Origin of the sequence: Rhodococcus sp. 1168, from assembly GCF_002091955.1 — a bacterium.
Lineage (GTDB): Bacteria > Actinomycetota > Actinomycetes > Mycobacteriales > Mycobacteriaceae > Rhodococcoides.
Map to the genome: position 1 here is coordinate 253,053 of NZ_MKKY01000091.1, position 25,554 is coordinate 278,606.

Annotated in this window: 28 protein-coding genes and 1 tRNA gene; 15 read left to right on the forward strand and 14 right to left on the reverse strand. The window is 62.5% G+C overall.

The window, feature by feature from the left end; genetic code table 11:
* Window positions 1-6: 6 nt before the first annotated feature.
* Both BJI47_RS21930 and cobC read right to left on the reverse strand, forming a co-directional pair.
* Window positions 7-1,230 (reverse strand): Nif3-like dinuclear metal center hexameric protein, encoded by a 1,224-nt coding sequence (locus BJI47_RS21930; RefSeq protein ID WP_088945679.1) that lies wholly within the window; start codon window positions 1,228-1,230, stop codon window positions 7-9.
* Window positions 1,227-2,285: an Rv2231c family pyridoxal phosphate-dependent protein CobC gene (gene cobC, locus BJI47_RS21935; protein WP_088945680.1), complete on the reverse strand. Its 1,059-nt coding sequence runs from the start codon at window positions 2,283-2,285 to the stop codon at window positions 1,227-1,229. Before cobC ends, BJI47_RS21930 begins: the two co-directional genes overlap by 4 nt.
* 44 nt (window positions 2,286-2,329) lie before the next feature.
* On the opposite strand from cobC, the gene BJI47_RS21940 reads away from it, so the two are divergent.
* From BJI47_RS21940 to BJI47_RS21950, 3 genes are read left to right on the forward strand one after another with little or no spacing between them, the layout of a single operon-like run.
* On the forward strand, window positions 2,330-3,025 hold the full coding sequence (locus BJI47_RS21940) for an HAD-IA family hydrolase (RefSeq protein WP_088945906.1): 696 nt from the start codon (window positions 2,330-2,332) through the stop codon (window positions 3,023-3,025).
* Window positions 3,009-3,500, forward strand: coding sequence for a low molecular weight protein-tyrosine-phosphatase (locus BJI47_RS21945; protein WP_176225000.1), 492 nt, complete (start codon window positions 3,009-3,011; stop codon window positions 3,498-3,500). Before BJI47_RS21940 ends, BJI47_RS21945 begins: the two co-directional genes overlap by 17 nt.
* Window positions 3,501-3,545: 45 nt before the next feature.
* Window positions 3,546-4,487: an SURF1 family protein gene (locus tag BJI47_RS21950; RefSeq protein ID WP_088945682.1), complete on the forward strand. Its 942-nt coding sequence runs from the start codon at window positions 3,546-3,548 to the stop codon at window positions 4,485-4,487.
* Here BJI47_RS21950 and BJI47_RS21955 read toward each other — a convergent pair.
* Entirely contained in the window at window positions 4,428-5,426 is a 999-nt protein-coding gene (locus BJI47_RS21955) for a cobalamin biosynthesis protein (RefSeq protein WP_088945907.1), read from the reverse strand. The genes BJI47_RS21950 and BJI47_RS21955 overlap by 60 nt on opposite strands.
* 155 nt (window positions 5,427-5,581) lie before the next feature.
* On the opposite strand from BJI47_RS21955, the gene BJI47_RS21960 reads away from it, so the two are divergent.
* Window positions 5,582-6,178 carry a permease gene (locus BJI47_RS21960; protein WP_254900740.1) on the forward strand — a complete coding sequence of 199 codons (597 nt, stop codon included), beginning with the start codon at window positions 5,582-5,584 and terminating at the stop codon, window positions 6,176-6,178.
* On the opposite strand, the gene BJI47_RS21965 is transcribed toward BJI47_RS21960, so the two are convergent.
* Together BJI47_RS21965 and BJI47_RS21970 are read right to left on the reverse strand one after the other, a co-directional pair.
* Entirely contained in the window at window positions 6,145-6,393 is a 249-nt protein-coding gene (locus BJI47_RS21965; RefSeq protein WP_088945683.1) for a hypothetical protein, read from the reverse strand. The genes BJI47_RS21960 and BJI47_RS21965 overlap by 34 nt on opposite strands.
* Window positions 6,394-6,424: 31 nt before the next feature.
* Entirely contained in the window at window positions 6,425-6,847 is a 423-nt protein-coding gene (locus tag BJI47_RS21970; RefSeq protein ID WP_254900741.1) for a hypothetical protein, read from the reverse strand.
* A gap of 130 nt (window positions 6,848-6,977) precedes the next feature.
* On the opposite strand from BJI47_RS21970, the gene BJI47_RS21975 reads away from it, so the two are divergent.
* The 4 genes from BJI47_RS21975 to BJI47_RS21990 all read left to right on the forward strand — a co-directional run bounded on the left by BJI47_RS21975 (window position 6,978) and on the right by BJI47_RS21990 (window position 10,092).
* Window positions 6,978-8,135 (forward strand): iron-containing alcohol dehydrogenase, encoded by a 1,158-nt coding sequence (locus tag BJI47_RS21975; RefSeq protein WP_088945685.1) that lies wholly within the window; start codon window positions 6,978-6,980, stop codon window positions 8,133-8,135.
* Between the two features lie 106 nt (window positions 8,136-8,241).
* Window positions 8,242-9,162: an NAD(P)-binding protein gene (locus tag BJI47_RS21980; RefSeq protein WP_254900742.1), complete on the forward strand. Its 921-nt coding sequence runs from the start codon at window positions 8,242-8,244 to the stop codon at window positions 9,160-9,162.
* 58 nt (window positions 9,163-9,220) lie between these two features.
* Window positions 9,221-9,676 (forward strand): MarR family winged helix-turn-helix transcriptional regulator, encoded by a 456-nt coding sequence (locus BJI47_RS21985; protein ID WP_088945909.1) that lies wholly within the window; start codon window positions 9,221-9,223, stop codon window positions 9,674-9,676.
* On the forward strand, window positions 9,673-10,092 hold the full coding sequence (locus BJI47_RS21990; RefSeq protein WP_088945686.1) for a DUF5313 family protein: 420 nt from the start codon (window positions 9,673-9,675) through the stop codon (window positions 10,090-10,092). The genes BJI47_RS21985 and BJI47_RS21990 overlap by 4 nt, the downstream gene beginning before the upstream one ends.
* A gap of 18 nt (window positions 10,093-10,110) precedes the next feature.
* Here the strand turns inward: BJI47_RS21990 and BJI47_RS21995 are convergent, their stop codons facing one another.
* On the reverse strand, window positions 10,111-10,767 hold the full coding sequence (locus tag BJI47_RS21995) for a TetR/AcrR family transcriptional regulator (protein WP_254900743.1): 657 nt from the start codon (window positions 10,765-10,767) through the stop codon (window positions 10,111-10,113).
* 51 nt (window positions 10,768-10,818) lie between these two features.
* Here BJI47_RS21995 and BJI47_RS22000 point away from each other — a divergent pair, with 51 nt between their 5' ends.
* Window positions 10,819-11,430: a TetR/AcrR family transcriptional regulator gene (locus BJI47_RS22000; protein WP_088945687.1), complete on the forward strand. Its 612-nt coding sequence runs from the start codon at window positions 10,819-10,821 to the stop codon at window positions 11,428-11,430.
* 72 nt (window positions 11,431-11,502) lie between these two features.
* Here the strand turns inward: BJI47_RS22000 and BJI47_RS22005 are convergent.
* From BJI47_RS22005 to BJI47_RS22015, 3 genes are all read right to left on the reverse strand, one after another.
* Window positions 11,503-11,577: transfer RNA gene (locus BJI47_RS22005), tRNA-Val, on the reverse strand.
* A 148-nt stretch (window positions 11,578-11,725) separates the two neighbouring features.
* Entirely contained in the window at window positions 11,726-12,190 is a 465-nt protein-coding gene (locus BJI47_RS22010) for a peroxiredoxin (RefSeq protein WP_088945688.1), read from the reverse strand.
* A 25-nt stretch (window positions 12,191-12,215) separates the two neighbouring features.
* Complete coding sequence (locus BJI47_RS22015; RefSeq protein WP_084346699.1) at window positions 12,216-12,638, reverse strand: DUF3052 domain-containing protein; 423 nt, start codon at window positions 12,636-12,638, stop codon at window positions 12,216-12,218.
* Between the two features lie 347 nt (window positions 12,639-12,985).
* On the opposite strand from BJI47_RS22015, the gene aceE reads away from it, so the two are divergent.
* From aceE to BJI47_RS22045, 6 genes are all read left to right on the forward strand, one after another.
* Complete coding sequence (gene aceE / locus BJI47_RS22020; protein WP_254900768.1) at window positions 12,986-15,742, forward strand: pyruvate dehydrogenase (acetyl-transferring), homodimeric type; 2,757 nt, start codon at window positions 12,986-12,988, stop codon at window positions 15,740-15,742.
* A gap of 74 nt (window positions 15,743-15,816) precedes the next feature.
* Window positions 15,817-17,199, forward strand: a complete 1,383-nt coding sequence (locus BJI47_RS22025) for a helix-turn-helix domain-containing protein (RefSeq protein WP_254900744.1) — start codon at window positions 15,817-15,819, stop codon at window positions 17,197-17,199.
* A gap of 127 nt (window positions 17,200-17,326) precedes the next feature.
* Window positions 17,327-18,226 (forward strand): ACP S-malonyltransferase, encoded by a 900-nt coding sequence (locus BJI47_RS22030; protein ID WP_088945690.1) that lies wholly within the window; start codon window positions 17,327-17,329, stop codon window positions 18,224-18,226.
* Between the two features lie 169 nt (window positions 18,227-18,395).
* Window positions 18,396-18,698, forward strand: coding sequence for a meromycolate extension acyl carrier protein AcpM (gene acpM / locus BJI47_RS22035; RefSeq protein ID WP_084346702.1), 303 nt, complete (start codon window positions 18,396-18,398; stop codon window positions 18,696-18,698).
* An 8-nt stretch (window positions 18,699-18,706) separates the two neighbouring features.
* Window positions 18,707-19,957: a KasA/KasB family beta-ketoacyl-ACP synthase gene (locus BJI47_RS22040; RefSeq protein ID WP_088945691.1), complete on the forward strand. Its 1,251-nt coding sequence runs from the start codon at window positions 18,707-18,709 to the stop codon at window positions 19,955-19,957.
* A gap of 113 nt (window positions 19,958-20,070) precedes the next feature.
* A complete protein-coding gene (locus tag BJI47_RS22045) occupies window positions 20,071-21,504 on the forward strand; it encodes an acyl-CoA carboxylase subunit beta (protein WP_088945692.1) in 1,434 nt (477 codons plus the stop codon).
* Between the two features lie 84 nt (window positions 21,505-21,588).
* On the opposite strand, the gene BJI47_RS22050 is transcribed toward BJI47_RS22045, so the two are convergent.
* The 5 genes from BJI47_RS22050 to BJI47_RS22070 all read right to left on the reverse strand — a co-directional run bounded on the left by BJI47_RS22050 (window position 21,589) and on the right by BJI47_RS22070 (window position 25,339).
* Window positions 21,589-22,026, reverse strand: coding sequence for a cold shock domain-containing protein (locus tag BJI47_RS22050; RefSeq protein ID WP_088945693.1), 438 nt, complete (start codon window positions 22,024-22,026; stop codon window positions 21,589-21,591).
* A gap of 90 nt (window positions 22,027-22,116) precedes the next feature.
* Complete coding sequence (locus BJI47_RS22055; protein ID WP_088945694.1) at window positions 22,117-22,629, reverse strand: DUF3145 domain-containing protein; 513 nt, start codon at window positions 22,627-22,629, stop codon at window positions 22,117-22,119.
* Between the two features lie 166 nt (window positions 22,630-22,795).
* Window positions 22,796-23,608 (reverse strand): serine hydrolase, encoded by an 813-nt coding sequence (locus BJI47_RS22060; RefSeq protein ID WP_088945695.1) that lies wholly within the window; start codon window positions 23,606-23,608, stop codon window positions 22,796-22,798.
* 154 nt (window positions 23,609-23,762) lie between these two features.
* The gene (locus BJI47_RS22065) at window positions 23,763-24,890 is read right to left on the reverse strand and encodes an NDMA-dependent alcohol dehydrogenase (protein WP_088945696.1); all 1,128 of its coding nucleotides are present in this window, start codon (window positions 24,888-24,890) and stop codon (window positions 23,763-23,765) included.
* Between the two features lie 107 nt (window positions 24,891-24,997).
* Window positions 24,998-25,339, reverse strand: a complete 342-nt coding sequence (locus BJI47_RS22070; RefSeq protein WP_254900745.1) for a hemophore-related protein — start codon at window positions 25,337-25,339, stop codon at window positions 24,998-25,000.
* Window positions 25,340-25,554: the final 215 nt, after the last annotated feature.

Here is a 25,554-nt window from a genome sequence, read left to right on the forward strand (position 1 = left end):
CTGCGACTATGGAAGTTGATTCGGTCGAACCTTACCGGCTCGCGCGCCGACGGCGGACAAGAGTTGGTCCGGGGACCATTCCGACGCGGTCGTCGCCGCGCCGAGGGTCCAGGGGTCGGTTCTCGTTCTACTGACGCGGCTCCCCCATCCTGCGGTGTCGGCAAATGCTGCGTCGACGATGCTGCGGGCCTGCTCACACCATGGGTACTCCGACGCCCAATGCGCCACGTCGATCACCGCGGGACCACCGCTGCGGAGATGTTCGTCGACGGGGTGGTGCCGTAGATCCGATGTGAGGTAAACGTCGACTCCCAATGCCCGAACGGCGTCGAGAAACGAATCCCCCGCGCCACCGCACAGCGCAACAGTCCGCACGACGGTGTCGGGATCACCGGCTGTGCGCACACCCCACGCTGTGTCCGGCAGTGCACGACGCACCCGTTCGCTGAACTCGCGGAGCGTGGTCGGCGAGGCTAGCCTGCCGATCCGTCCGAGGCCGGTCGAGGTCGGCAGGCGGGCCTCCTCGAAGATGTCGAATGCGGGCTCTTCGTAAGGGTGCACGGCGGTGAGTGCACCGAGAACGTTCTGCCGCGCCGACGCCGGGGCAACCACTTCGATCCGGTCCTCGCTCACCTGCGCGAGGCTGCCGACCGCACCGATCGCCGGTTCGGCCCCGGCCTCCGGACGAAACTGGCCAATACCTTCGACGGTCCAACTGCATTCGCGGTAGTTGCCGATCGCACCGGCACCCGCGCCGAACAACGCCGAGCGAACGGCAGAACTGTGAGTCTTGGGAACGAGAACGACCCACTTGTCGATCGCGGGCGCTTCGATCGGCTCGATCGGACGCGAGACGTCGACCCCGAGGATCGCGGCCAACGCGTCGGACACGCCGGGGTCTGCGGAGTCCGCGTTGGTGTGGGCGGTGAACAACGCACATCCCGCCTTGACGAGGCGGTGGATCAAGGCGCCTTTCGGGGTATCGGCTGCGACGGTGTCGACTCCACGCAGGAGCAGCGGGTGGTGTGCGACCAATAGATCGGCGCCCCACTCGAGTGCCTCCTCGACGACGTCCGCGGTCGCATCGACTGTGTACATCACCTTGCGCACCTTCTCGGATGGGTCTCCGCACACCAGGCCGACCGAGTCCCAACTCTCGGCGAGCCGAGGGGGGTATGCGGCGTCGAGCACCGCCACCACGTCGGCCAACTTCACTGTCTGATCGCTCATGCTGATTCTCCCTCTGCACGTGCTCTGGCCAGAGCTTCGACGAGTATGTCGACCTGTTCGCGCCCGCGGACCGCCACCCGCAGATGATCGGTGGTCAATCCTGGAAAGGTGTCGCCTCGCCGCACTGCCACACCTTGTGCACGTAGTCGAACCCTCAGGTCTGCGGCACCGGGTATACGCAGTAGAAGGAACGGGGCGCGGGCGTCGGGGGCGACGTCGATACCGAGGCCTCGCAGTCGCTCGGTCATCGATGCCCGGTCTGCGGCGATCGTCTCGGCCTTCGCCGTCGCCGCGTCCACTGCAGCGGGTTCGCTGCATGCGGTGATCGCCTCTATTTGGAGAGTGCCCAGCGGCCAGTGCGCTCGGCCGCGGGTCAACCCGGCCAGGAGGTCGGGGTGGCCCAGTGCGTAGCCGCATCGCAGACCCGCCAGCGCCCACGTCTTGGTCAAACTTCTCAAGACGAGGACATCGGGAAGGCTTGCCGACGCCAGCGAGTGCTCCTCCCCCGTGATCGCGTCGGCGAATGCCTCGTCCACGACCAACACACGCCCGGGCCTTCGCAGGGCCAACAGTGCTTCGCGTTCGTGGAGAACCGAGGTCGGATTGGTCGGATTGCCGACCACCACCATGTCTGCTTCGTCGGGAACGCGGGCAGGATCGAGCAGATACGGCTCCGGCAGGAGAACCTGTACGACGTCGACGTCGGCTTCTCGCAACGCCCACTCGGGCTCGGTGAACGATGGGTGCACGACGGCAGCGAGACGCGGCTCGAGTCTCGGCAACATGGCGAATCCTTCGGCGCCGCCGGCGAGTAGAAGAACCTCCTCCGGTGACCGGCGGTGCCGTCGCGCCACCATCTCACGGGCTGCCCGATCAGCTTTTTCGGTCGGATAGGTACCCAGGCCGCCGAGGCTCGCAGCGAGGCGCGTTCGCAACCACTCCGGCGGAGCGGTGCCTTGAACGTTGACTGCAAAGTCGACCATTCCGTCGTCGACCTCTGCGTCGCCGTGATGACGCAGAGGTGACCGTGCCGCCTGTTCGGAAGGTTCGTTCATTGCCGGTGAGCGTAGTCGGCGGCCTCACCGATATGGTTTTCGTCATGACAAAGCTCGACCCACCGACTACACGTGCCCAGGTCGTGCTCTTCGATCTCGACGGAACCCTCACCGATTCTGCACCCGGGATTCTGGCCGGATTCCGCCACTCGCTGGCCACCGTCGGAGCGCCCGAACCGACGGAGAAGCAGCTGGCTCTGGTCATCGGTCCGCCGCTGCTCGATTCGTTCCGGACGATGGGGCTTGCCGAGGACGTGGCACAGCGGGCGCTCGCCGCCTACTTCGAGCGTTACGACGCACAGGGCTGGGCCGAGAACTCGGTCTTCGACGGTATCGAGCCGGTTTTGGCAGAATTGAAGGCTCGCGGCGTCCGGTTGGGCGTAGCCACATCGAAGTCGGAACGGTTCGCGCACCGCATTCTGGACCACTTCGGCCTGTCGGAGTACTTTGAGTTCATCGGTGGAGCGAGTAACGACGGTGCACGCAGATCGAAGCCCGATGTGATCGCACATTCGCTGCGCAATCTCGGTCTCATTCCCAAGGAAGTAGCCGACGGCGGAACCTCCGGCGTTCTGATGGTCGGCGATCGGGACCACGATGTTCACGGTGCGGCTCGGTTCGGCATTCCGACGGTCTACGTCGAGTGGGGTTACGGCATCGAAGGCGAGGACGATGACAGCTCGTTCATCGTGACAACGATGGACGAGCTCGCAAAGGTGCTCGATGACAACACCGAATAGCGCGGTCGATCGACGCACGCTCCACGTGACATTCGTCTGCACCGGCAACATCTGTCGATCTCCGATGGCCGAGAAGGTGTTCGCCGGGCATCTCCGGGAGGCGGGACTCGAAGAATCCGTCCGGGTGTCCAGTGCTGGGATCGACGGCTGGCACGAGGGCGAAGGGGCTGATCGGCGAACCGTCGCCGAACTACAAGCGCATGGCTACGAGAGCGATCATGAGGCCGCTCAGGTCGGAGACGACCATCTGACGGCCGATCTCATCGTCGCCTTGGACACCGGCCACGCCGAGGCGCTGCTGCAACTCGGCGCTCCCGCAGACCGAATCTCCCTGTTGCGATCGTTCGACGAGGATGCGAAGTCGAAGTCCGTCGCAGACCCCTATTACTCCTCCGACGATGCTTTCGTCGAGATTCGCGAGCAGATCGAGGCGGCTATGCCCGGACTCGTGCGTTGGGTGACCGGACGCCTCTGAGCCGGCGTGAGTGGCATGGTTGGTCGCTGAGGCTAACCTAGAGGCGTGCGAAGGTTCAGATTTCTGCTCCGTCCAGGTTGGTTGGCGCTGGCAGCTGTAGTTGCCATGTTCGCCTACTTCTGCTTTTCGGTCCTCGCCCCATGGCAGCTGGGCAAGAACACCGCGACGACACAACGAAACGAGCTGATCGACCAGTCGGTGAATGCCGAGCCCGTCGACATTTCCGAAGTTCTGGGCTCGACCGGATTCTCCTCGGACGACGAGTGGCGGCGAGTGGTCGCCACGGGTTCGTATCTTCAGGACAAGGAAGCGCTGGTTCGTCTACGCAGCATCCGTGAGCAGCCTGCATACGAAGTCATCACACCGTTTCAACTCCAGGATGGGCCGGTCGTCCTCGTCAATCGCGGATACGTCCTACCTGTGCAGGGAACGCAGCCTCCACCCATCGATCCCCCGCCTACCGGGGAGCTGACTCTCGACGCTCGACTTCGTCAGGCCGAGGGCACCTCACGTGAGCCGATCGAGGAAGCCGGGCGTCTGCAGGTCTACAATATCAATCCAGAACAGATCGGAACGGCCGTCGGCGTCGATGCCGTCGACGGATATTTGCAACTCGACGACGCTCAACCCGGTGGTCTAGGGCTCATCGAGCTCCCGCAGACCGAGTCGGGGCCGTACTTGTCCTACGGACTGCAATGGCTCGCGTTCGGCATCATGGCACCACTCGGGCTCGCTTACTTCGCCCGTGCCGAGTGGCGTGAACGACGCAAGTCCAAGCAGCAGGACATCCTCGACACAGCATCGTCTTCAGTCGACTCGACCGATCCCCCCGCGGACACACCATCGGCGCGCAGGCAGGACGAGGAACCCGAATTCACGTTGCCCACACGTAAAGAACGACGTTCGAAGTCGAAGGCGAAGACGGAGTCAACGAATCGATCGCCTAACGATGTTCGCTTGGCCGATCGCTACGGCAAGAACAGCTGACACCACGGTCGTCCCGATCTGCACGATGAGGGACAGCGTTGCCGCTCTATCCAGATCGCTCGGCGTCGGAGCACGTCCGTGACCGAGGGTTGGCCGTATCTCCACGCCGTGCGCGTACTCGGTGCGGCCCCCGAGGCTGACTCCGAGTGCACCCGCAGCAGTTGCTTCGGCCACACCGGCATTGGGGCTCGGGTGCCGTGAGGCGTCACGGCGCCAGGCACGCAACGACTCCGTCGATCGACCGCCAACCAAGGGTGCTGCAATCACAGTCGAAATACCGGCCAGTCGAGCCGGGATGAGATTCACTGCATCATCGAGGCGTGCGGCGAACCAACCGAAGCGCAGGTACCTCGTATTGCGGTACCCGATCATCGCGTCCAACGTATTGATCGCCCGGTACCCGAGAATGCCGGGCACACCGGCCACAGCGCCCCAGAACATGACACCGACCGTAGCGTCGGAAGTGTTCTCGGCAATAGATTCCAACGATGCCCGTGCCAGCCCGTCGGTGTCGAGCACACTCGGATCTCGGCCACAGAGCGATGGAAGCAACGCACGTGCAGAGTCGAGGTCGCTTGCCTCGAGGTGACGGGCCATCTGTGATCCTGTGCGGGACAGGGACGTCCCGCCGAGCGCTACCCAGGCGGCGGCGGCGGTCATCGCGGTGTCGGCAACGACGCCGCGTCGACGCGCGAACGACGCTGCCAGCACGCCCAATCCGATGGTGCCTCCCGCCAGCGTCGCCGTGTGAACGACACCTGCCGACTTCGAATCCCGATAGGTATTCGATTCGAGCCGTCCCGCGATCCGGCCGAAGCCTGCAACAGGGTGCAACCTTCGTGGATCCCCCAGCACCCGGTCGAGGGCGAGCCCGAGTATCAGCCCCGCGGCACGTGATCGGGGGTCCCTCGCGCCACCCTTCACGACTCGACAGTTCATGCCTCGACGGTAGCGAGCCAGCAGCCGGGCCGGCGCAGTGGGCGGGTCGGAGTGAGCAGCACTTCGCGTACCTCTGCCGGAGTCCACTTCGAGAAAAACAGTCGTGGGAAGCATCCAGCCGGTCGCCCAGCATGTGCTCCCTTAGAATCGACGGTATGACTGCCGAAGGCACGACCCCCACCACCACGACGACAAAGCCCGGGATGCCGAGTTGGGCCAAGAAGAGCATCCTCATAGCGGTAGGCGTGCTGGCGTTGGTGATTGCGTACTTCATCCTCGCCGCGTTCCTGCCGAGATGGTGGAGCATCCGCGTCGGGAATCTTTCGGATCAGGCGTTCAGCAAAAGTATTTTCTGGGGCTTGACGTTCGGCACTCTCTGCACCTTGGTGCCATTACTGTTGTTCACCGTCGCATGGGCCGTCCGCAAGCGCCGGGGCGGCAAAGTCATCGCCATCATCGCCCTCGTCCTGGCCGTCGCGACTGCCATTCCGAACCTGCTGACGCTCTCGATCGTTCTCGGCGGCAACAATGCTTCCCACGCAGGTGAGAGAACTCTCGACACCGAAGCTCCCGGATTCCGAGGCGCGAGCCTGGTCGGTGCAGTCGTCGCGATCGTGCTGTTCGCACTCTTGACGTTCGTGGTCGTCCGGGGGCAGCGTCGTCGAGCGCAGAAGCGCCTGAATGCAGCAACGGCAAACCCGCCGGAATCCGGCCCAACTCAGGGAACGACAGGGGCCTTGCCGCCGTCGTAAGGCTCGATCGTCACCATCGCCTCCGGTTCGAACGTCGAGGTCACCGGTTCACCACCGTCGGAGACGGTCACGACGACCGACAAACCCTCCTGGCCGACCGACTCGATGCGCCCTCGCGACTCCCCCGCTTCGTCCACGAGCGAATAATCGCCGACCTGGACGAGCAGCTCTTCCGCTGCGACAGTACGACGTCCACCGAAATCTTCCACAGTCATTCCCTCACCGTAGGCGAGGAAGTGCCGTGCGTCATTCGTGCCCGTCGGGCGGATCTGTCACCAGCACATCATCTGCTGGAATGACGATCGGGAGTTCGACGCGACGCTCTTCCCAGCTTGGATATCCCGGCCGAATCCACACGCGAGTGTCATCCAGCTGGACCAGCACCATCCGGCGCCACTGCCAGGACGGTTCGGGGCTACGCAGGTCGGTCTCACGTGAAATCGGTATCGGCGCGAACGCCCAACAGGGCACCGACAGCGACGCGAGCCCCTCCGTGACGAGGACTTCGGCGGCATCGAGCACATGCAGTCCGGTCGCAACGACATGTCCGACCGGATTGACAGCATCGACGGAGTATTCGTCGTAGTTCTCCGACAACGTCCATCCCACGAGCTCGCCGTCGGACGGACGTGTCACCGGGAGCCTGCTGCGCCACCGACCGATATCCACCCGCCCCACTGTACGGTTCCGGATCCTGCACCTCACTGCACACAACAGGGCCGAAACGGCGGGATCCAGTCGAAACCGGACAGTAGTGTGCAGTCAGTTGCGCTCTTGTGCCGATGAGAGGAGTCGAACCATGGTTGCCCACATCTCGTTTCCGAGGTTTCTGAAGCTCGGCCCCGGCGCCGTCGAGGAACTCGGGTCGGTTCTAGTGGACCTGAACGTCGAACGTCCGCTACTCGTCACCGACGCATTCATGGTCGGCAACGGTTCAGCCGAGCGACTGATGCGCATCATCGAGGCGGCGGGCAAGAAGGTGGCACTCTTCTCCGAGACGGTCCCCGATCCCACGACCGACTCGTTGCAGGCCGGCGTCGACGCGGTGAAGGAACACAACGCCGACGTCGTCATCGGGTTCGGTGGCGGCAGTCCGATGGACACAGCCAAAGCGCTGGCGGTGCTGGCCGGGCAGGGCGGTGCGATGCGCGAGTACAAGGCCCCGCGCACCTACGCAGGTCCGGCACTTCCCATCATCGCCATCCCCACGACCGCGGGAAGCGGTTCGGAAGCAACCCAATTCACCATCATCACCGATCTCGCGACCGACGAGAAGATGCTGTGCCCGGGATTGTCGTTTCTGCCGATCGCGTCGATCGTGGACTCGGAACTCACGATGTCGATGCCTCCACGCCTGACGGCGGATACGGGTATCGATGCATTGACACATGCCATCGAGGCCTACGTCAGCAAGAAGGCAAACCCGATCTCCGACGGACTCGCACTGTCCGCGATGAAGTCGATCGGCCTCTTCCTGTTGAGGGCTTATCGTGACGGGTCCGACCGCGAGGCCAGAGAGGCGATGATGCACGCCTCGACACAGGCAGGTATGGCGTTCTCGAATGCAAGCGTCTGCCTGGTGCACGGCATGAGCAGGCCTATCGGTGCACATTTCCATGTGGCACACGGTCTTTCCAACGCCATGCTTCTGCCTGCAGTCACCAAGTTCTCCATCCCTGGCGCGCGTGATCGATATGCCGATTGCGCACGCCAGCTCGGTACCGCAGAACGTTCCGACTCCGACGAGATCGCATCGGCGAAGCTCATCGACTTCATCGATACCCTCTGCGCAACCGTCGAGGTTCCCACCCCAAGCACCTATGGAATCGACATCTCACGCTGGGAGGAACTCATCCCGCTCATGGCGGAGCAGGCACTGGCTTCGGGCTCCCCGTCGAACAACCCGGTGGTGCCCACCACCGACGACATCGCCGAGCTGTACCGCCGCGCGTACTGAGGTCCAGACCTGAAAGAGTTTGGGGTAGAAGCAATCTCACACCCCGCCCCATGATGGAACATCGCGCACTCGACAAGGTGCCGTCTTCGACGCCTACGCTGATGGCGTGAGCCCTTCATCGGACGTTGTCACCATTGTCGGAGCCGGTATGGCAGGCGCTGCGTGTGCCGCAGTTCTTCGAGCCGCCGAGGTGCCGTTTCGTCTCGTCGAGCGCGGTCGCGCTGTCGGTGGACGAATGGCTTCCCCGCTACTGCACGGCCGTCGGATCGACGTCGGGGCCGGCTACTTCACGGTTCGTGACCCGGAGTTCGCCGCCGTCGTAGACCGCTGGGACATTGCCGGTTCGGCCCGACCGTGGACCGACGCGTTCGGAGTGCTCGTCCCCGGTGAAGACCCCGGCACCAGTGCCGGGCCCACACGGTGGGCGACACCGAACGGGCTCAGGTCCCTGGTCCGTGCACTTCTCGACGGCATCGATGTGGACCACGAAGACATCACCGAACTTCCCGAGGGCGACGTCGTGCTCGCGATGCCCGATCCGCAGGCCGGACGGCTCGCTCCTGTTCCCGACGCCGTCGACTACGACCCCGTTATCGCGGTCGTCCTCGGTTTCGAATCGTTGACATTGCCGTTTCGGGACGCGGCGTTCGTCAACGAGCACCCTGACATTCAATTCGTCGCCGACGACGGTGCTCGACGCGGCGACGGCGCACCGGTGCTCGTCGCCCACACGACGCCCGAGTGTGCGCGAGCGCATCTGCAGAACCCCGAAAGTGCTGTCGAACCGGTGTTGAAGGCCCTACGGGAACTGCTCGACGCTCCTGCACCGATATGGACTCACGCACATAGGTGGTCCTTCGGCAAACCTGCCGACCACCATGCGAGCACCTACTCCATCATCGAATCCGGAGGCCGCACAATCGGTTTCGCTGGTGATCAGTGGAGTTCAACCGGTCCGCCTCGCGTCGAGAGTGCGTGGAGGTCTGGGACCGATCTGGGTAGAGCACTGGCCGCCTTACGCGTCTGAAGCACAAGCAGTCAGAACCAAGTACTTAGTGTGCGAACTATTCGCGTACACTCGATTCGTGCCAACCGCCGACGACGATCCCCTCGCGCTCGACCGCCAAGTGTGTTTCGCATTGGCTGTGGCGAACCGCGCGGTGCTGTCGGTGTATCGCCCACTTCTCGAACCGATGGGTCTAACCCATCCGCAGTACCTGGTGATGCTTGCCCTTTGGGGTGAGTCACCGATGTCCGTGAAATCCATCGGCGCCGCACTCTCACTCGATTCACCCACGCTCTCACCACTGCTCAAAAGACTCGAAGCCAACGGCCTCATCTCGAGGACCCGCAGCAGCAGCGATGAGCGCCAACTAGAAATCCGCCTTACCGAATCCGGTCTCGCCCTGCGAGATGAAGCGGTCGCGATTCCACCCGCCGTCGTGGCGAAGCTGGGGGTCGACATCGCCGAACTGGAAGAACTTCACCGAGTGCTCGGACGAATCAACCGGGCTGCCATCACAGCGGGAGCATTGTCGTGACATCACCGGCTTTTCGAAGCAACGAGAATCGACCGGCCGCCACCAAGCCGAATTTCGTGCAGTGGCTCGGTTACGTCGCGGGCAAGCGTCTACATCTGTCGATGCAGGACTGGGTGAAGAACGACTTGGTCGGCAAAGGCGCTGTGTCGCGCCACCTCCTTCGTTCGATGATTCCATTCGTGCCCATCTTCGTCGGATTCCTCGTGCTGTTTCCTGGCGCACTGTGGCTCCGCGGGTCCATGGTCTTGCTGTCCGTTCTGCTCGCACTGTTCTACACAGTCGCGTTCATGGATCTCAACCGCGGCAGAAGACTTCAGCTGCACGGCCTACCTGCGGATCTGAAGAGCGACCGTAAGCGGGCTGCCCTCGACGACGAGCGGGCGCGTTACGAGAAGTTGCATCTTCGAGATCGCTGAGGGCAATCGACCGAACCCTCAGCCGGCGAACACGATCCGCGTCGACACTGCAACCAGTGCGCGCAAAAGACTCTTCGATGGATGCTTACTCAGCGGACCGCCGTCCATGCGCAATGTGTGAACCGTCATCAGTAGTTCGATGAGCGATCTCGTCGACAACGAGTGCGATGCATGCTCGATCGCTGCAGCGCGTTTGCTGGCGGGTACCGGACTCGGCGACAGGTACTTGAAGGCCTGCTGAATGTGCTGGTCCTCGAACTCTCGACGGACAGCTGCCGCCCCCGACGTCGCGCCCGGCATCTGACAATGCACCAACCGCGACTCGTTCGGATGAGCCTCCACCCAGTGCCAGACTGCGACGATCATCGCTTCGAGTGACGGGTCGGAGTCGGGATCCTCCTCTGCCCGAACACCTGCCACAACTTCGTCGACCATGTCCAGCACCCGACGCATCGCCAGTTCGAACAATTCGTCCTTGCCCGCGAAGTGGTAGTACACGGCCGATGGCACTACATCCGCCTCGTCGGCAACATCCTGAACACTGGCGTCCGCAAAACTCTTCGCAGCGAAGACGCGAATGGCAGCGTCGACGATATCTTCTCTGCGAGATGGCCGGTGCGGTGACTTCTTCTCCATGTGTTGCTTCGCCCCCTGCTCGATCAACGCTTCCCTCACCCCCGTAAGTCGAAGCACTAGTCTTGCATGACCCGAGTCCCAGGAGAGTGAATGTCGGCAACAGTGAGGCGTCCTGCGCATCGTCCTTCCCGTCGTGGAGTCATCGTCGAGGCGGCGTTCGAACTCTTCGCATCAGGTCCGGTCGACGACGTGACCGTTGTCGACATCGCGGCTGCCGCCGATATGACCTCGGCTGCGATCTACTACCACTACCCCTCCCGCGAGGAGATCCTGCTCGAAGGGCTTCGCGAGTTCTCCACCGGCTACGTCGCCGAAATCGAACGCATCGCAACCGAGGACGTCCTACCGGCGGCCAGTATGGGTGCCCTCGTCGAACCGTTCATGACGTGGCTGGATCAGAATCGAACGCGCGCACTCGTCTACTTCGTACAGTCCAGGGGCGCGAGCCAGCAGGTGGAGGCGATCCGACGCGACAACAGCGGCTCGCTGATTCCGATCCTCGCGCGGGCGGCCAAGAGAACACGCGAGAAGCTACCCGCAGCGGAAGCCAGCATCATTGCAGTTGCGCTGATCGCCCAGATCGAAACGTTCGCTTCGGCATTGTTGTCCCGAGATTCTTCGTACTCGACGCTCGGCCATCGCGGTTTCATTCGATCCGGGGCAAAACTGGCCGATCAGATCGCAGATACGCCTGCGATCTGATCGGTACCGAGTCGACGCACCCGCCGACGCAGAACGTGAAGTGGATGCGAGGCTCGGCACAATCCGAGTAGATGGTGGGCGCAGAGGGGTTCGAACCCCCGACCGCTGGTGTGTAAAACCAGAGCTCTACCGCTGAGCTATACGCCCGAGTCACATTTGGGCCGAGGCCGTTTGTGACGCTTGGAGAAATTTATCGTGTCTGAGCGAATTCTCCAATTCCGCATGTCAACGCCTTGCTTGTGAGTGAAAATGCGTCCCGTGGGGCGCACTCCCACTCACAAGAGGCGAAGTTCGTCTACGTGTCCAGAACGGACAATGCTTCGTTCCACGCAGACGGATCCCGAGCTTCGCCGGGTTGATTCATCTCGGCGAACCGGACAGTGCCCGATTTGTCGACGACGAACGTTCCCCGGTTGGCGAAGCCGGCTTTCTCGTTGAAGACGCCGTACGCCTGCGCCACGGCACCATGTGGCCAGAAATCGGACAGAAGCGGGAAGGTGTAGCCCTGTTCTGCTGCCCAAATTTTGTGCGTCGGAGGCGGCCCAACCGATATTGCAAGGATTGCGGTGTCATCGTTTTCGAACTTGGGCAGTTCGTCGCGCACCTTGCACAGCTCACCCTGGCAGGTGCCGGTGAAAGCTAGCGGATAGAAGACCAGAAGGACGTTCTTGACGCCGCGATACGACGACAAGCTCACTTCCTGATTGTTCTGGTCTTTGAGTGTGAAGTCCGGCGCCTGTGCGCCTACCTCGAGTGGCATCGAATCGGATTCCTGTTCTCGGGCACTACCGCTTGGTTGCCCGCGTCTTAGGCTGAACCAGTCGGCTACCGATCCAGTCTCCGAGGTTGGCCGCCGAAGTCTGCGTCAACCCTGCGGTCGGTGCCGATTCGGCGATTTCACTCGGTTCGACGTGTCCCGGGAGTCCGGTTTTAGGACTGAGTACCCAGACGAAACCATCGTCCGAGAGAGGTCCGATCGCGTCCATGAGGGCGTCGACAAGGTCACCGTCGCCGTCGCGCCACCACAGCAGCACTACGTCGATCACCTCGTCGGAGTCCTCGTCGAGGGTCTCACCACCAATGGTGTCCTCGACATCCGCACGCAGATCGTCGTAAGTGTCCTCGTCCCAGCCCAGTTCCTGAACGACCAAGTCGCGAGTGATACCAAGTTTCTGAGCGTAGTTCTGAGCGTCCGCCGCGGCGACCACGGTGGTGACCTCCTTGCATAGTGGGTGAAGTAGTGCAAGCGAACAGGGTTTGCGCCGCATCCGCAAGCTGACCGCGCCGAAATTGCGTAGATAAATTTCTACTGGTGGGTATTGGGACTCTCCTTTACCTGCCTCGAAGATGTGTAGGAGGATTGATGAGAATCACCGGAATGAGGAATGTCGATCGCCGTCACAGAAGGCGAAAGGCCTGGAACGGTTGCCACACCGAGCGACCGCCACATTGAGGAGTACACACGTTGTCCGAGTTGAACCAGGACGACCGGCAGAACACACAAGCTGCCGGCAAGACACCCGCGCCTACAGGCTCGGACGGTCGGGTACGCGTCATCCGTGAGGGTGTCGCGTCTTATCTACCCGACATCGACAGTGACGAGACCAACGAATGGATCGAGTCCTTCGACGGCCTGCTGGAGCGGTCGGGCCCGTCCCGCGCCCGGTACTTGATGCTGCGACTGCTGGAGCGGGCTGGTGAACGGCGGGTCGCGCTGCCGTCACTGACTTCCACGGACTACGTCAACACCATTCCTACCGAGAACGAGCCCTGGTTCCCCGGCGACGAAGAGGTCGAACGCCGCTACCGCGCCTGGATCCGCTGGAACGCCGCGATCATGGTGCACCGCGCGCAGCGCCCCGGCGTCGGCGTGGGCGGACACATCTCCACGTATGCGTCGTCGGCAGCGTTGTACGAGGTCGGGTTCAACCACTTCTTCCGTGGCAAGGATCACCCGGGCGGTGGCGACCACATATTCATTCAGGGCCACGCCTCCCCCGGCATCTATGCCCGCGCATTCCTCGAAGGACGCATTCCGGCCGAGCGCATGGACGGCTTCCGTCAGGAATACAGCCACAGCGATTCCGGCGGCGGTCTGCCGTCGTACCCGCATCCGCGCTTGATGCAGGACTTCTGGGAATTCCCGACGGTGTCGATGGGCCTCGGGCCCATGAACGCCATCTACCAGGCACGCTTCAATCACTACTTGGAAGATCGCAAGATCAAGGACACCTCCGACCAGCATGTGTGGGCATTCCTGGGCGACGGCGAGATGGATGAGCCCGAGTCGCGCGGTCTGGCGCACGTAGCCGCGACGGAGGGCCTTGACAATCTGACGTTCGTGGTGAACTGCAATCTGCAGCGCCTCGACGGCCCCGTCCGCGGAAACGGGAAGATCATCCAGGAACTGGAGTCCTTCTTCCGCGGCGCGGGCTGGAATGTCATCAAGGTCGTTTGGGGCCGCGAGTGGGATGCGTTGCTGCATGCAGATCGCGACGGCGCGTTGGTCAACCTGATGAACACCACACCCGACGGCGATTTTCAGACGTACAAGGCCAACGACGGTGGCTATGTTCGCGACCATTTCTTCGGACGCGACCCTCGCACCAAGGAACTGGTCAAGGATCTGACCGACGCCGAGATCTGGAATCTCAAGCGCGGTGGCCACGACTACCGCAAGGTCCACGCAGCGTATGCCGCTGCTATGGCGCACAAAGGCCAGCCGACGGTCATCCTGGCGCACACTATCAAGGGCTACACGCTCGGCAAGCTCTTCGAGGGCCGCAACGCGACGCACCAGATGAAGAAGCTCACCCTCGACGATCTCAAGACATTCCGCGACCTGCAACGTATCCCGATCTCCGACGAGGAGCTCGAGAAGGATCCGTACATGCCGCCGTACTACCACCCCGGCAATGATTCACCAGAGATTGCGTACATGCTCGATCGGCGCAAGACACTCGGTGGATTCGTTCCGGAACGTCGGGTTAGTCCAGCTCCGCTACCGCAGCCCGCGGACAAGACCTACGCAACGCTGCTCAAGGGCTCCGGCAAGCAAGAAATTGCGACCACTATGGCGCTCGTGCGTGTGATGAAGGAACTTCTACGCGACAAGGAAATCGGCCACCGAATCGTGCCGATCATCCCCGACGAGGCCCGCACCTTCGGCATGGATTCGTGGTTCCCGTCGCTGAAGATCTACAACCGGAACGGTCAGCTCTACACATCGGTGGACTCCGAACTCATGCTCGCCTACAAGGAGAGCTCGATCGGACAGATCCTGCACGAAGGAATCAACGAGGCCGGTTCTACGGCGTCGTTCACCGCCGTCGGAACGTCGTACGCGACGCACGGCGAGGTGATGATCCCGCTGTACATCTTCTACTCCATGTTCGGCTTCCAGCGCACCGGAGACGGCCTGTGGGCAGCAGCGGATCAGATGGCCCGCGGTTTCGTTCTGGGTGCTACCGCAGGACGCACTACGTTGACCGGTGAGGGGCTGCAGCACGCGGATGGCCACTCCCTGCTGCTGGCGTCGACCAACCCGGCAGCGGTCTCCTACGATCCAGCGTTCGCCTACGAGATCGCGCACATCGTCAAAGACGGCTTGCGCCGGATGTACGGCGGGACAAAGGGGCCGGACGGTGAGTTGCGGCCGGGCTTCGGCGGCGAGAACATCTTCTACTACATCACCCTGTACAACGAGCCGTACCAGCAGCCGGCCCAGCCCGAGGACCTCGATGTCGACGGGTTGCTCAAGGGCATCTACCTGTTCGAGAAGCCGCAGGAGGGTGAAGGGCCGGAGGCGCAGATCCTCGCGTCGGGTGTCGGAATCGTCGCGGCCCGCAAGGCCCGCGAACTACTCGAATCCGAATGGCACGTCCGCTCGGGTGTCTGGTCGGTCACCTCGTGGGGTGAACTGCGCCGCGACGGTGTCGAGTCGGAAAAGGATGCGCTGCGCGATCCAGGGGCCGAGAAGCGGGTTCCGTACATCACGCAGGCACTCTCGAACGCTGCTGGTCCCGTTGTGGCCGCGTCGGATTGGATGCGTGCGGTCCCAGACCAGATCCGTCAGTGGGTTCCAGGCGATTACGTCACGCTCGGGACCGATGGGTTCGGGTTCTCCGATACCCGTCCTGCAGCACGACGAGTGTTCAACGTCGACGCCGAGTCCATCGTCGTCGCGGTGTTGTCTGCACTCGCAACGTCGGGCGAGATCGACAAGTCCAAGGCGGCCGAGGCGGCTGAGAAGTACCGCATCGACGATGCCCTCGCGGCTCCCACGTCGTACGCCGATACCGGCTCCGCATAACTCGCAAAGTTCTGTACGCCCGCCTGCTCGTGTCCATGGCCTCGGACGAGAGTAGGCGGGCGTAGGTTTTGCGTATGGTCCACGACAAGAGCGCAGACTCCGGTGTGACCGAAGGATACGAGAGCGCGCCGAAGACCGGTACACATCACAAGGACGACCAGGACGGCCACATCACCGACAACGAGGTACATCTGCCGGTCAAGGCACTCACGCCCTCCAGAGCGAAGCGCGACCCCCTTCCCGACGCTCTTCTTCGGCGCGTGAAGCAGTTCTCGGGTCGCCTGTCCACCGAGGCTGTGACGACGATGCAGGATCAGTTGCCGTTCTTCGGCGGCCTGGATGCGGCGCAGCGAGCGAGCGTGCAGTTGCTGATTCAGACGGCGGTGGACAACTTTCTGGAGTGGTTGAAGAATCCGCAGAGCGATATTCGTTTCAGCCTCGATGCATTCCAGGTCATTCCTCAGGATTTGGCACGGCGGTTGACCCTGCGCCAAACGGTCGACATGGTCCGGGTCGCCATGGAGTTCTTCGAACAGTGGCTTCCGGCTCTTGCGCGCAATGATCAACAATTGGTTGCACTGACCGAGGCGGTGCTGCGGTACGGCCGCGAGCTGGGTTTCGCGGCGGCGTCGGTGTATGCCAGCGCCGCGGAGTCCAGGGGTGCCTGGGATACCCGACTGGAGGCTCTCGTCGTCGATGCGGTCGTTCGGGGGGACACTGGCTCCGACATGCTTTCGCGAGCTGCCACGTTGAACTGGGATGCCACTGCGCCGGCGACAGTTCTGGTCGGCACTCCGCCGGAGGATCAGGGTGTGTCCGTGGTCAGCACGGTGCACATGGTTGCGCAGAAGCACAATCGCGCAGCTCTCGCGGTCGTCCAGGGGACGCGGCTCGTCATGGTTGTCAGCGGTCAGCTGATCGACAGCGCGGCGAACACGGCCTTCTTGACCGATATGTTGCAGAATTTCTCCGAGGGCCCGGTCGTCATCGGTCCGACAACTCGCACGTTGGGCGCTGCCCACTCGAGCGCGGTGGAAGCGTTCGCGGGCATGCAGGCGGTTGCGGGATGGCGCGGTGCCCCTCGGCCCGTTCACGCGGGAGAGTTGCTGCCCGAGCGTGCGTTGCTCGGCGACTCGGCGGCCATCGCGACGCTCAACGAGCATTTGGTTGCGCCTTTGGCGGCGGCCGGTTCCGGGTTGGCGGACACCCTCGACGCGTACCTCGATTGCGGTGGTGCGGTCGAGACCTGCGCGCGACAGCTGTTTGTTCATCCAAATACGGTCCGGTATCGGCTGAAGCGAATAGCCGAAGTCACGGGTCGGGACCCGACGCAATCGCGGGATGCGTACGTGCTTCGTGTCGCGGCAACGGTAGGTCGACTGGCTCGAACTCATCACGAACCGCAACATCCTGTCCCACAAACCACACACGTAACATTCGGTGAAGTAGTTACGTAACGTAGTACTAGGTTCCGGCGATGCGAGCACTCCACGAGCCAATTTGTTGGATCCCTACAAATTGAGTGCCGAGAGTTCATCGAGAGCGACATCTCCCAAACAAGCCTTCACAGTGTTCTCTTAACGAGTGATTGCGTTGCTTGCGCCCGGACAGGGCTCCCAGACACCCGGCATGCTCGTGCCGTGGCTCGAACTACCCGGTGCCGCGGACCGCGTTGCTTTATGGTCCAAGGCGTCCGGACTCGATCTTGCTCGGCTGGGCACCACTGCCACAGCAGAAGAAATCACCGACACGTCGGTGACACAGCCTCTGGTCGTTGCTGCCGCACTCCTCGCCTTCGAGGAGATAGCCGGCCGGGGATTGTTGCCGGACGACGCGATCATCGCCGGTCATTCGGTCGGCGAACTCGCGGGCGCAGCGATAGCAGGGGTGATTTCGGCCGACGAAGCCGTCACACTGGCGGCCGTGCGCGGCGCTGAGATGGCCAAAGCCTGTGCACTCGAACCGACTGGGATGTCTGCCGTGCTCGGCGGCGCCGAGTCCGAGGTTCTGGCTCGTCTCGAAGAACTCGGTCTCGAACCGGCCAATGTCAACGCCGCCGGACAGATCGTGGCCGCCGGGTTGTTGACAGCATTGGCCGAACTCGCCGCCAGCCCACCGGAGAAGGCCCGCATTCGCGCATTGCCTGTCGCCGGCGCTTTCCACACCCGCTTCATGGCACCCGCACAGGACGCGGTCGCAACAGCGGCAGCGGCGATCACGCCGTCGCAACCAACGCGGACTCTGCTTTCGAACTCCGACGGGAAAGCGGTCACCTCGGGCGCGGACGCGCTGACCAAGCTCGCCGCCCAGGTCACCAAACCTGTTCGATGGGATCTGTGCACGGCGACGTTGAAAGATCTCGCGGTGTCTTCCGTCGTCGAATTACCACCGTCAGGCGCCCTCGTCGGAATTGCCAAGCGCGAAATGCGCGGCACTCCGAACCTCGGATTGAAAAAGCCCGAGGATATTGCGGCACTGGCCTAGCTCCACCAAAGACCTCCCGTAGCTGATTCGTTACGGGTTCAGGGTGCGCTCTCGTAAGAGATGCGCGCGTGGCGTGTGTATGTACAGCGCGCCGCAGACTACGCAGGATCAGCATCGAACTTCGGCGCATCGATTCACGGTGCACCGACACAATGAAGGGAGCCACGCAGTGGCCAGCCAGGAAGACCTCATCGCCGGACTTGCAGAGATCATCGAGGAGGTCACGGGTATCGAACCCTCCGAGGTGACCATCGACAAGTCCTTCGTGGACGACCTCGATATCGACTCGCTGTCGATGGTCGAGATCGCCGTTCAGACCGAAGACAAGTACGGCGTGAAGATCCCCGACGAAGACCTCGCAAGCCTGCGCACCGTCGGTGACGCAGTTGCATACATCCAGAAGCTCGAAGCAGAGAACCCCGACGCTGCCGAAGCAATCAAGGCCAAGCTCGACGACTCCGCGAGCGAGTGAGAGAAACCATGACCAACCCATCCACAGCCAACGGACGCTTCCCGAATGTCGTCGTCACCAGCCTTGCTGCGACCACGTCCATCGCGGGCGATGTCGACGCGACGTGGAAGGGTCTGCTGAACGGTGAGAGCGGCATTGGCGTACTCGAAGATGACTTCATCGCCGAGTACGACCTCCCCGTTCGAATCGGCGGACACCTCGCGGTCAGTCCGTCGAGCCTGCTCACGCGAGTGGAGATGCGGCGACTGAGCTATGTGGAACAGCTTTCCACTGTGCTCGGCCGCGAGGTATGGAAGAACGCCGGCAGCCCCGAGGTGGATCCGCTCCGCCTCGCCGTCTCCATCGGCACCGGTCTCGGCGGTGGTGACTCGCTCATCGATGCCGTCGACAAGCTCAAGACCGGTGGGTACCGCAAGGTCTCTCCACTCGCAGTTCAGATGGTCATGCCGAACGGCCCCGCAGCGGTGGTCGGTTTGGAACTCAAGGCACAGGCCGGAGTCATCACTCCGGTATCTGCGTGCTCTTCGGGATCGGAAGCCATCGCTCACGCGTGGCGAATGATCGTGATGGGCGACGCCGACATGGTTGTCACCGGTGGCGTCGAAGGATTCATCGACGCGGTGCCGATCGCGAGTTTCTCCATGATGCGCGCGATGAGCACCAACAACGACAATCCGAAGGGTGCGTCGCGGCCGTTCGACAAGGACCGGGACGGGTTCGTGTTCGGCGAGGCCGGTGCGCTCATGGTCATCGAGACCGAAGAGCACGCCAAAGCACGTGGAGCAACAATCCATGCACGTCTTCTCGGCGCCGGTATCACCTCGGACGGATTCCACCTCGTGGCACCCGATCCCGAAGGAACCGGAGCTGCTCGGGCGATGTCCCGGGCAATGGAAACCGCAGGACTGCAGAAGTCCGACATCACCCATGTGAACGCACACGCAACGGCAACTCCCGTCGGAGACGCTGCCGAGGCGACCGCGATCAACAAGGCTGTCGGAAACCATGCAGCAATCTACGCACCGAAGTCGGCTCTTGGACATTCGATCGGCGCTGTCGGTGCCCTCGAGTCGGTGCTGACGGTGCTGGCAGTGCGCGAGGGAATCATTCCTCCCACACTGAATTTGGATAATCAGGATCCGAAGATCGATCTCGATGTCGTCAAGGGCGAGCCCCGCGTCGGACAGATCGACTATGCGATCAACAACTCGTTCGGATTCGGTGGGCACAACGTCGCGCTCGCCTTCGGTCGAGCTTGATCCTGTCCGAGTAGTTCACTCGTGACGATCGAGCTCACACTCGAACCCCGGGAGGGGTCCTATCAGACCTCTCCCGGGGATCGCCCGCCCTGGGCATCAAGAAGGAGAACGCGATGACCATCTTGTCCCCCGCCACTCGGTCCCACCAGGCGACCGATCCCCGCGATCCGGTCGCTCGACTCGAGAAGCTCTTCGACGCGGGGACGATGGTTCCGCTCCACGACCGTGACAAATCCGGTCTACTCGCAGCTTCCGGTGACATCGACGGCGTTCACAGCGTCGCGTACTGCTCCGATGCCACCGTCATGGGTGGCGCAATGGGTGTCGATGGGTGCAAGCACATTGTCTCGGCCATCGACATCGCACTCGAACGAAATGCTCCCATCGTGGGAATCTGGCATTCCGGCGGAGCCCGACTCGCCGAGGGCGTCGAAGCCCTGCATGCAGTCGGCCTCGTGTTCGAGGCCATGGTTCGCGCCTCCGGAGTTGTCCCTCAAATCTCGGTCGTCCTCGGCTTCGCTGCCGGCGGCGCCGCGTACGGCCCAGCCCTCACCGACGTCGTCATCATGGCTCCCGAAGGACGTGTATTCGTCACCGGTCCCGATGTCGTGCGCAGCGTGACGGGCGAACAGGTGGACATGGTGTCCCTCGGCGGACCGGATACGCACCACAAGAAGTCCGGTGTCTGCCATATTGTCGCGGACGACGAGCTCGACGCCCTCACGCGCGCCCGTCGGCTGGTATCCATGTTCAGCGAGCAGGGCACATTCGACATCGCCGCCGCTGAACACGGTGACACCGACCTCAAAGCACTACTGCCCGACTCGAATCGGCGCGCCTACGACGTTCATCCTGTCATCGACGAGCTTCTCGACAACGTCGAAGGCGAGTCGACGTTCGAGGAATTCCAGGGCGGCTGGGCTCGTAGCATCGTCATCGGTCTCGGTCGCCTCAGTGGCCGGACCGTCGGCGTGATCGCCAACAACCCGATTCGCCTCGGCGGGTGCCTGAACTCCGAAAGCGCCGAGAAGGCAGCACGATTCGTCCGCCTCTGCGACGCGTTCGGCATCCCGCTCGTTGTTGTCGTCGACGTTCCCGGCTACTTGCCGGGCGTCAGCATGGAGTGGGAGGGCGTCGTCCGTCGTGGCGCGAAGCTCCTGCACGCATTCGCCGAAGCCAAGGTTCCGCGAGTCACCCTGGTAACTCGCAAGATCTACGGCGGAGCCTACATCGCGATGAACGCGCGAGCCCTCGGCGCTACCGCGGTATACGCATGGCCGGGATCCGAGGTCGCTGTCATGGGTGCCAAGGCTGCGGTTGGGATTCTGCACAAGAAGGCATTGGCGGCTGCACCAGAGGAAGAGCGCGAGGCGTTGCACGATCGACTGACCGTGGAGCACGAAACCATTGCCGGCGGCGTCGATCGTGCCGTGGCCATCGGCGTCGTCGATGCGGTCATCGAGCCCGCCGTCACTCGTTCGACCATCGCAAAAGCGTTGGCCGGTGCGCCTGCAGCGCGTGGCAACCACAAGAACATCCCGCTGTAACCGCTTAGGAGCGGAAAAGCAGTGCCCCGGCGTCTCGGACACCGGGGCACTGCTTTGACCTGCAGAGTACTTCGGGCTACGAGGTCAGCCTTCGAGCCACTTGTGTGACGCAGCAATCCGAATGACGGCCTCACGCACGTCGAGCACTTGCTCGGCGGTGAGACCGCGGTTCGCCTGCAGGAGAGCTTCGGTCAATTCGGTCGAGAAGTCGCCGCGCGCAAGGACATCGCACACGACGTCGTCGTATTCGTGCCCGGTCGACGCTGTCGCGACGTGTGCAACTGGGTGCGCGGGTCGATGTTGCACCGGCGCAGCGGAGTCGACTATCTGGACCTGGCCTGCTTTGAGACCTCGATCACCGTGCTCGGCGACATACTCGACCCGAACCCCAGGGGCGAGAAGTCGCTTGTCGAAGTCGAGGTCGTTGACATGGATGAAGACATCCTCGCCGCCTTCGTCGGGAGCTACGAACCCATAACCCTTGAACTCATCGAAACGAATTACTTTACCTGTCGACAACATAGAACCACCCCTCGAGAAACCGTCGAACCCACATGCCTAGCCTGGCACAGTTCCGACCATACCCAAGGCTTGATTCACTGCGAGATCCGGTCATCCCGCAGTGCGGCTGAGCCAGGTGACCTCGGCCCCGGCTCCCCCGGTCCGGTACGGTTCGAGCGCGTGATCCCAGGCACTACCCAGGGCATGTTCGATCTCGCCCGCGAGATTTTCCGAATTCCCCTCGATCATCGACTTGAGTCGCATCTCGCCGAGGATCACATCGCCGTTCGCGCTCGTCGAGCCACGCCAGAGTCCGAGACCTGGCACGTGGGCGAAGCGTTCGCCGTCGACGCCCTCGCTGGCATCCTCGGTGACCTCGAACCTCAGCATCTGCCACGTCCGAAGAATGCCTGCCAGCGCAGCCCCCGTACCGACGGGACCGACCCAGTCACTGGCAGCACGAAGCTGCCCGACGCTGGCCGGCTGCGCGGACCACTTGAGGTTCGCACGGCAGTTCAACGCGTCGGATAGCGCCCATTCGACGTGCGGGCACAACGCGGCAGGCGAGGCGTGTATGTACACCACACCCGACGTGGCATCTGCGAACTGATTCAATGCACGCATTCGATTACTCCTCCAGCTTCGACGAGGGACGTCTTCCCCAACGGCCTCGACACGAACTGGTATGTGAAGCTCTCTCACACGTACATGCACTAGTGTGCCCTGAGTTACCCCTGTTGCGCCAGTGCACTAGTGATTCCAAAGGATGATCTGGGCGTCGCCGAGCGCTCTACCTGGGATTATTGACGAGAACTTCATCGGATAGCTCGGTCCACAACGGTTTGGCCCACTCGCCGAATGCCAGATCCGTGAGAACGACAGTGGCCAGTCCGACGTCGGGGTCCGCCCAGAGGAACGTTCCGGACTGTCCGAAATGGCCGAACGTCCGAGTCGAATTCCGTTGTCCGGTCCAATGAGGTTCTTTACCGTCGCGGACTTCGAATCCCAGACCCCAATCGTTCGGGCGCTGAGATCCGTAGCCGGGGAGAATGCCGTTGAGGCCTTCGAATTGCACGCTGACCGCGGCTGCTAAAGTCGACTCCGACAGCAGGGTCGGCGACAAGAGTTCGGATGCGAATGCCGATAGATCGCGCACTGTCGAGCGCGCACCGTGACCGGCCGGTCCATGGAGCGTCGAGGCGGTCATGCCGAGCGGCGCGAACACGGCCTCGGCGAGGTAGTCACGGAACGCGATTCCGGATTCGGACTCGATCAGTGCGGCGAGCAACTCGAAACCGGCGCTCGAGTAGATGCGTTTGGTCCCGGGGGCCGCTTGCACCTTGTTCTCACCGAAGGCGAGACCCGAACTGTGCGCGAGAAGATGACGGACGGTCGAGCCTTCAGGGCCCGCTTGCTGATCGAGATCGATTGCTTCTTCTTCGATTGCGACGAGTGCCGCGTAGGCCACCAGCAGTTTGGTGACGGACGCCAGCTCGTACACGCGATCGATATCGCCGTACTGCTCGCTCACGCCTTCCGTCGACACCACCGCGGCGGATGCATTGTCGACGGGCCAACCAGCGATCAAATCCAAGGAGTGCACGCGGATGAGCCTAGTTGTAGACAGACGAGTCGGTGCGGGCGTCTGCCCGCACCGACTCGTCTGCCCGCACCGGCTCGTCTACCGAGGCCAAGCGCTTGAATGGTCCCGTCAATCCATCTGATCGTATAAATGTGTCATTCAAGCGATCCGGTGACTACCGGTCGGCGTCGGTGAACTTGATGACACCGCGAATGTTCTTCCCGTCGAGCATGTCCTGGTAGCCGGTGTTGATGTCGTCCAGCGCGTAGGTTTTGGTGACCATATCGTCGAGGTTGAGCTGGCCACTCCTGTACATCTTCAGCAACAACGGGATGTCGTGACGAGGATTGCCACCGCCGAAGATCGCGCCCTGCAGGTCCTTCTGGAGCATCGTGAACAAGAACAAGTTCAGCTTGACATCCATGTCCTCCATGCGTCCCATTGCGGTGACGACACAGCGGCCCGCCTTGGCCGTCAGCAACAGTGCAGCCTCGACATCTTCGCCCGTGATCTCACCGACGGTGATGATGGTCTTGTCAGCCATCAGCCCCCATGTCAGCTCCATCATCGGCATCAAAGCTTCAGCTGCCGTGGCGAATACGTGGGTGGCGCCGAATTTGAGTGCCTGATCTCGTTTGTACTGGACAGGGTCGATCGCAATGATCTTGGATGCACCGGATTGCACGGCACCCTGGAGGGCGCTCATACCCACGCCACCGACACCGATGATCGCGACGGTGTCTCCTGGAGTCACCTTGGCGACGTTCACCGCCGATCCCCAACCCGTCGGTACCCCGCAACCGACCAAAGATGCGACCTCGAACGGGATGTGTTCGTCGATTTTGATGGCCTGGGTCTCGTGCACGGTCATGTACGGAGAGAATGTTCCGAGCAAGCACATCGGGATGACGTTCTGCCCGCGAGCCTGGATGCGGTAGGTGCCGTCACTGATGGCCATCCCGCTGAGCAGGCCCATTCCAAGGTCACAGAGGTTCTGGTGCCCGTTGGCGCATGCCGGGCAATGTCCACATGAGGGGATGAAGGAGAGCACTACGTGGTCTCCCTCCTTCAACGTCTTCACCTCGGGGCCGGTCTTGATGACGACACCGGACCCCTCGTGTCCGCCCATCACCGGGAACGAGGGCATCGGCGTCGCACCGGTCACGATGTGGTGATCGGAGTGGCACATACCCGCGGCTTCCATGCGGATCTGAACCTCGCCAGCCCTTGGGTCCCCGATCTCGATCTCTTCTATCGACCATGGCTCGTTGAGGCCCCACAGCACAGCGCCTTTGGTTTTCATCGCGATTCGCCTTTCACACGCCGATAGACCCGTTGGTCGGGCCACTTGATGTTGAGTTCGACGATAGTCATACGAACGCTAAATTGGAACACGTTCTAGATTTTTGGTCAGTAATCGACGCAGGAGGCAAACACCGTACGAGCGAGACCAGAACCGGGTCCTCCGAAAAATGCGTTGACCCTGTCGACGATTACCGGCTGCGAGGCAAGAATCGCTTGGCGCTGCCACGCTGGTGCGGCCAGGAATGCCGCGAAACTTCCCGCCATCGGTGATGCGGCAAGTGCTGCTCCCTCTTCTTCGTCCTGTGCGTACGTGGCGGCGACGATCTGCGAGAACGAGCACGGAGTGTTGACCACGGTCTCGGCGGGTGTGGCCGAGGCGACGCCGCCGAGGAGCAGAGCTCCGACAGCAGTAGCGCCGAACACGGTTGCAACCTTGGTTGTGGACAAGCGGGTGATCATGAATTTCCCCAATCGAGGTGAGCGTTGTGGTGGGATCGACAAGTGTTCGCCAGCAACGATATCGGCAGGCCAGGCTTCCTGTCGCGCTGGACGACATACTGGTAGAACGCCCGAAAACACATCCTTCGGCGGGTTAACGGTTGGTTCGGACGCGAGAGGTCGCCTCTCGTCGATAGGCTGGAGCTACCAGGGACAGGAGAACC

What these genes read in the sequence shown, in the direction of transcription:
- BJI47_RS22065 (WP_088945696.1), bottom strand. Translation starts at nt 24,890, where the DNA reads ATGAAAACCAAAGGCGCTGTGCTGTGGGGCCTCAACGAGCCATGGTCG.
- BJI47_RS22040 (WP_088945691.1), top strand. Translation starts at nt 18,707, where the DNA reads ATGACCAACCCATCCACAGCCAACGGACGCTTCCCGAATGTCGTCGTC.
- BJI47_RS22050 (WP_088945693.1), bottom strand. Translation starts at nt 22,026, where the DNA reads ATGTTGTCGACAGGTAAAGTAATTCGTTTCGATGAGTTCAAGGGTTAT.
- BJI47_RS21960 (WP_254900740.1), top strand. Translation starts at nt 5,582, where the DNA reads ATGACTGCCGAAGGCACGACCCCCACCACCACGACGACAAAGCCCGGG.
- BJI47_RS21955 (WP_088945907.1), bottom strand. Translation starts at nt 5,426, where the DNA reads ATGAACTGTCGAGTCGTGAAGGGTGGCGCGAGGGACCCCCGATCACGT.
- BJI47_RS21975 (WP_088945685.1), top strand. Translation starts at nt 6,978, where the DNA reads ATGGTTGCCCACATCTCGTTTCCGAGGTTTCTGAAGCTCGGCCCCGGC.
- BJI47_RS22000 (WP_088945687.1), top strand. Translation starts at nt 10,819, where the DNA reads ATGTCGGCAACAGTGAGGCGTCCTGCGCATCGTCCTTCCCGTCGTGGA.
- BJI47_RS21945 (WP_176225000.1), top strand. Translation starts at nt 3,009, where the DNA reads ATGACAACACCGAATAGCGCGGTCGATCGACGCACGCTCCACGTGACA.
- BJI47_RS21940 (WP_088945906.1), top strand. Translation starts at nt 2,330, where the DNA reads ATGACAAAGCTCGACCCACCGACTACACGTGCCCAGGTCGTGCTCTTC.
- BJI47_RS22010 (WP_088945688.1), bottom strand. Translation starts at nt 12,190, where the DNA reads ATGCCACTCGAGGTAGGCGCACAGGCGCCGGACTTCACACTCAAAGAC.
- cobC (WP_088945680.1), bottom strand. Translation starts at nt 2,285, where the DNA reads ATGAACGAACCTTCCGAACAGGCGGCACGGTCACCTCTGCGTCATCAC.
- BJI47_RS22045 (WP_088945692.1), top strand. Translation starts at nt 20,071, where the DNA reads ATGACCATCTTGTCCCCCGCCACTCGGTCCCACCAGGCGACCGATCCC.
- BJI47_RS21930 (WP_088945679.1), bottom strand. Translation starts at nt 1,230, where the DNA reads ATGAGCGATCAGACAGTGAAGTTGGCCGACGTGGTGGCGGTGCTCGAC.
- BJI47_RS21965 (WP_088945683.1), bottom strand. Translation starts at nt 6,393, where the DNA reads ATGACTGTGGAAGATTTCGGTGGACGTCGTACTGTCGCAGCGGAAGAG.
- BJI47_RS22025 (WP_254900744.1), top strand. Translation starts at nt 15,817, where the DNA reads ATGGTCCACGACAAGAGCGCAGACTCCGGTGTGACCGAAGGATACGAG.
- BJI47_RS22055 (WP_088945694.1), bottom strand. Translation starts at nt 22,629, where the DNA reads ATGCGTGCATTGAATCAGTTCGCAGATGCCACGTCGGGTGTGGTGTAC.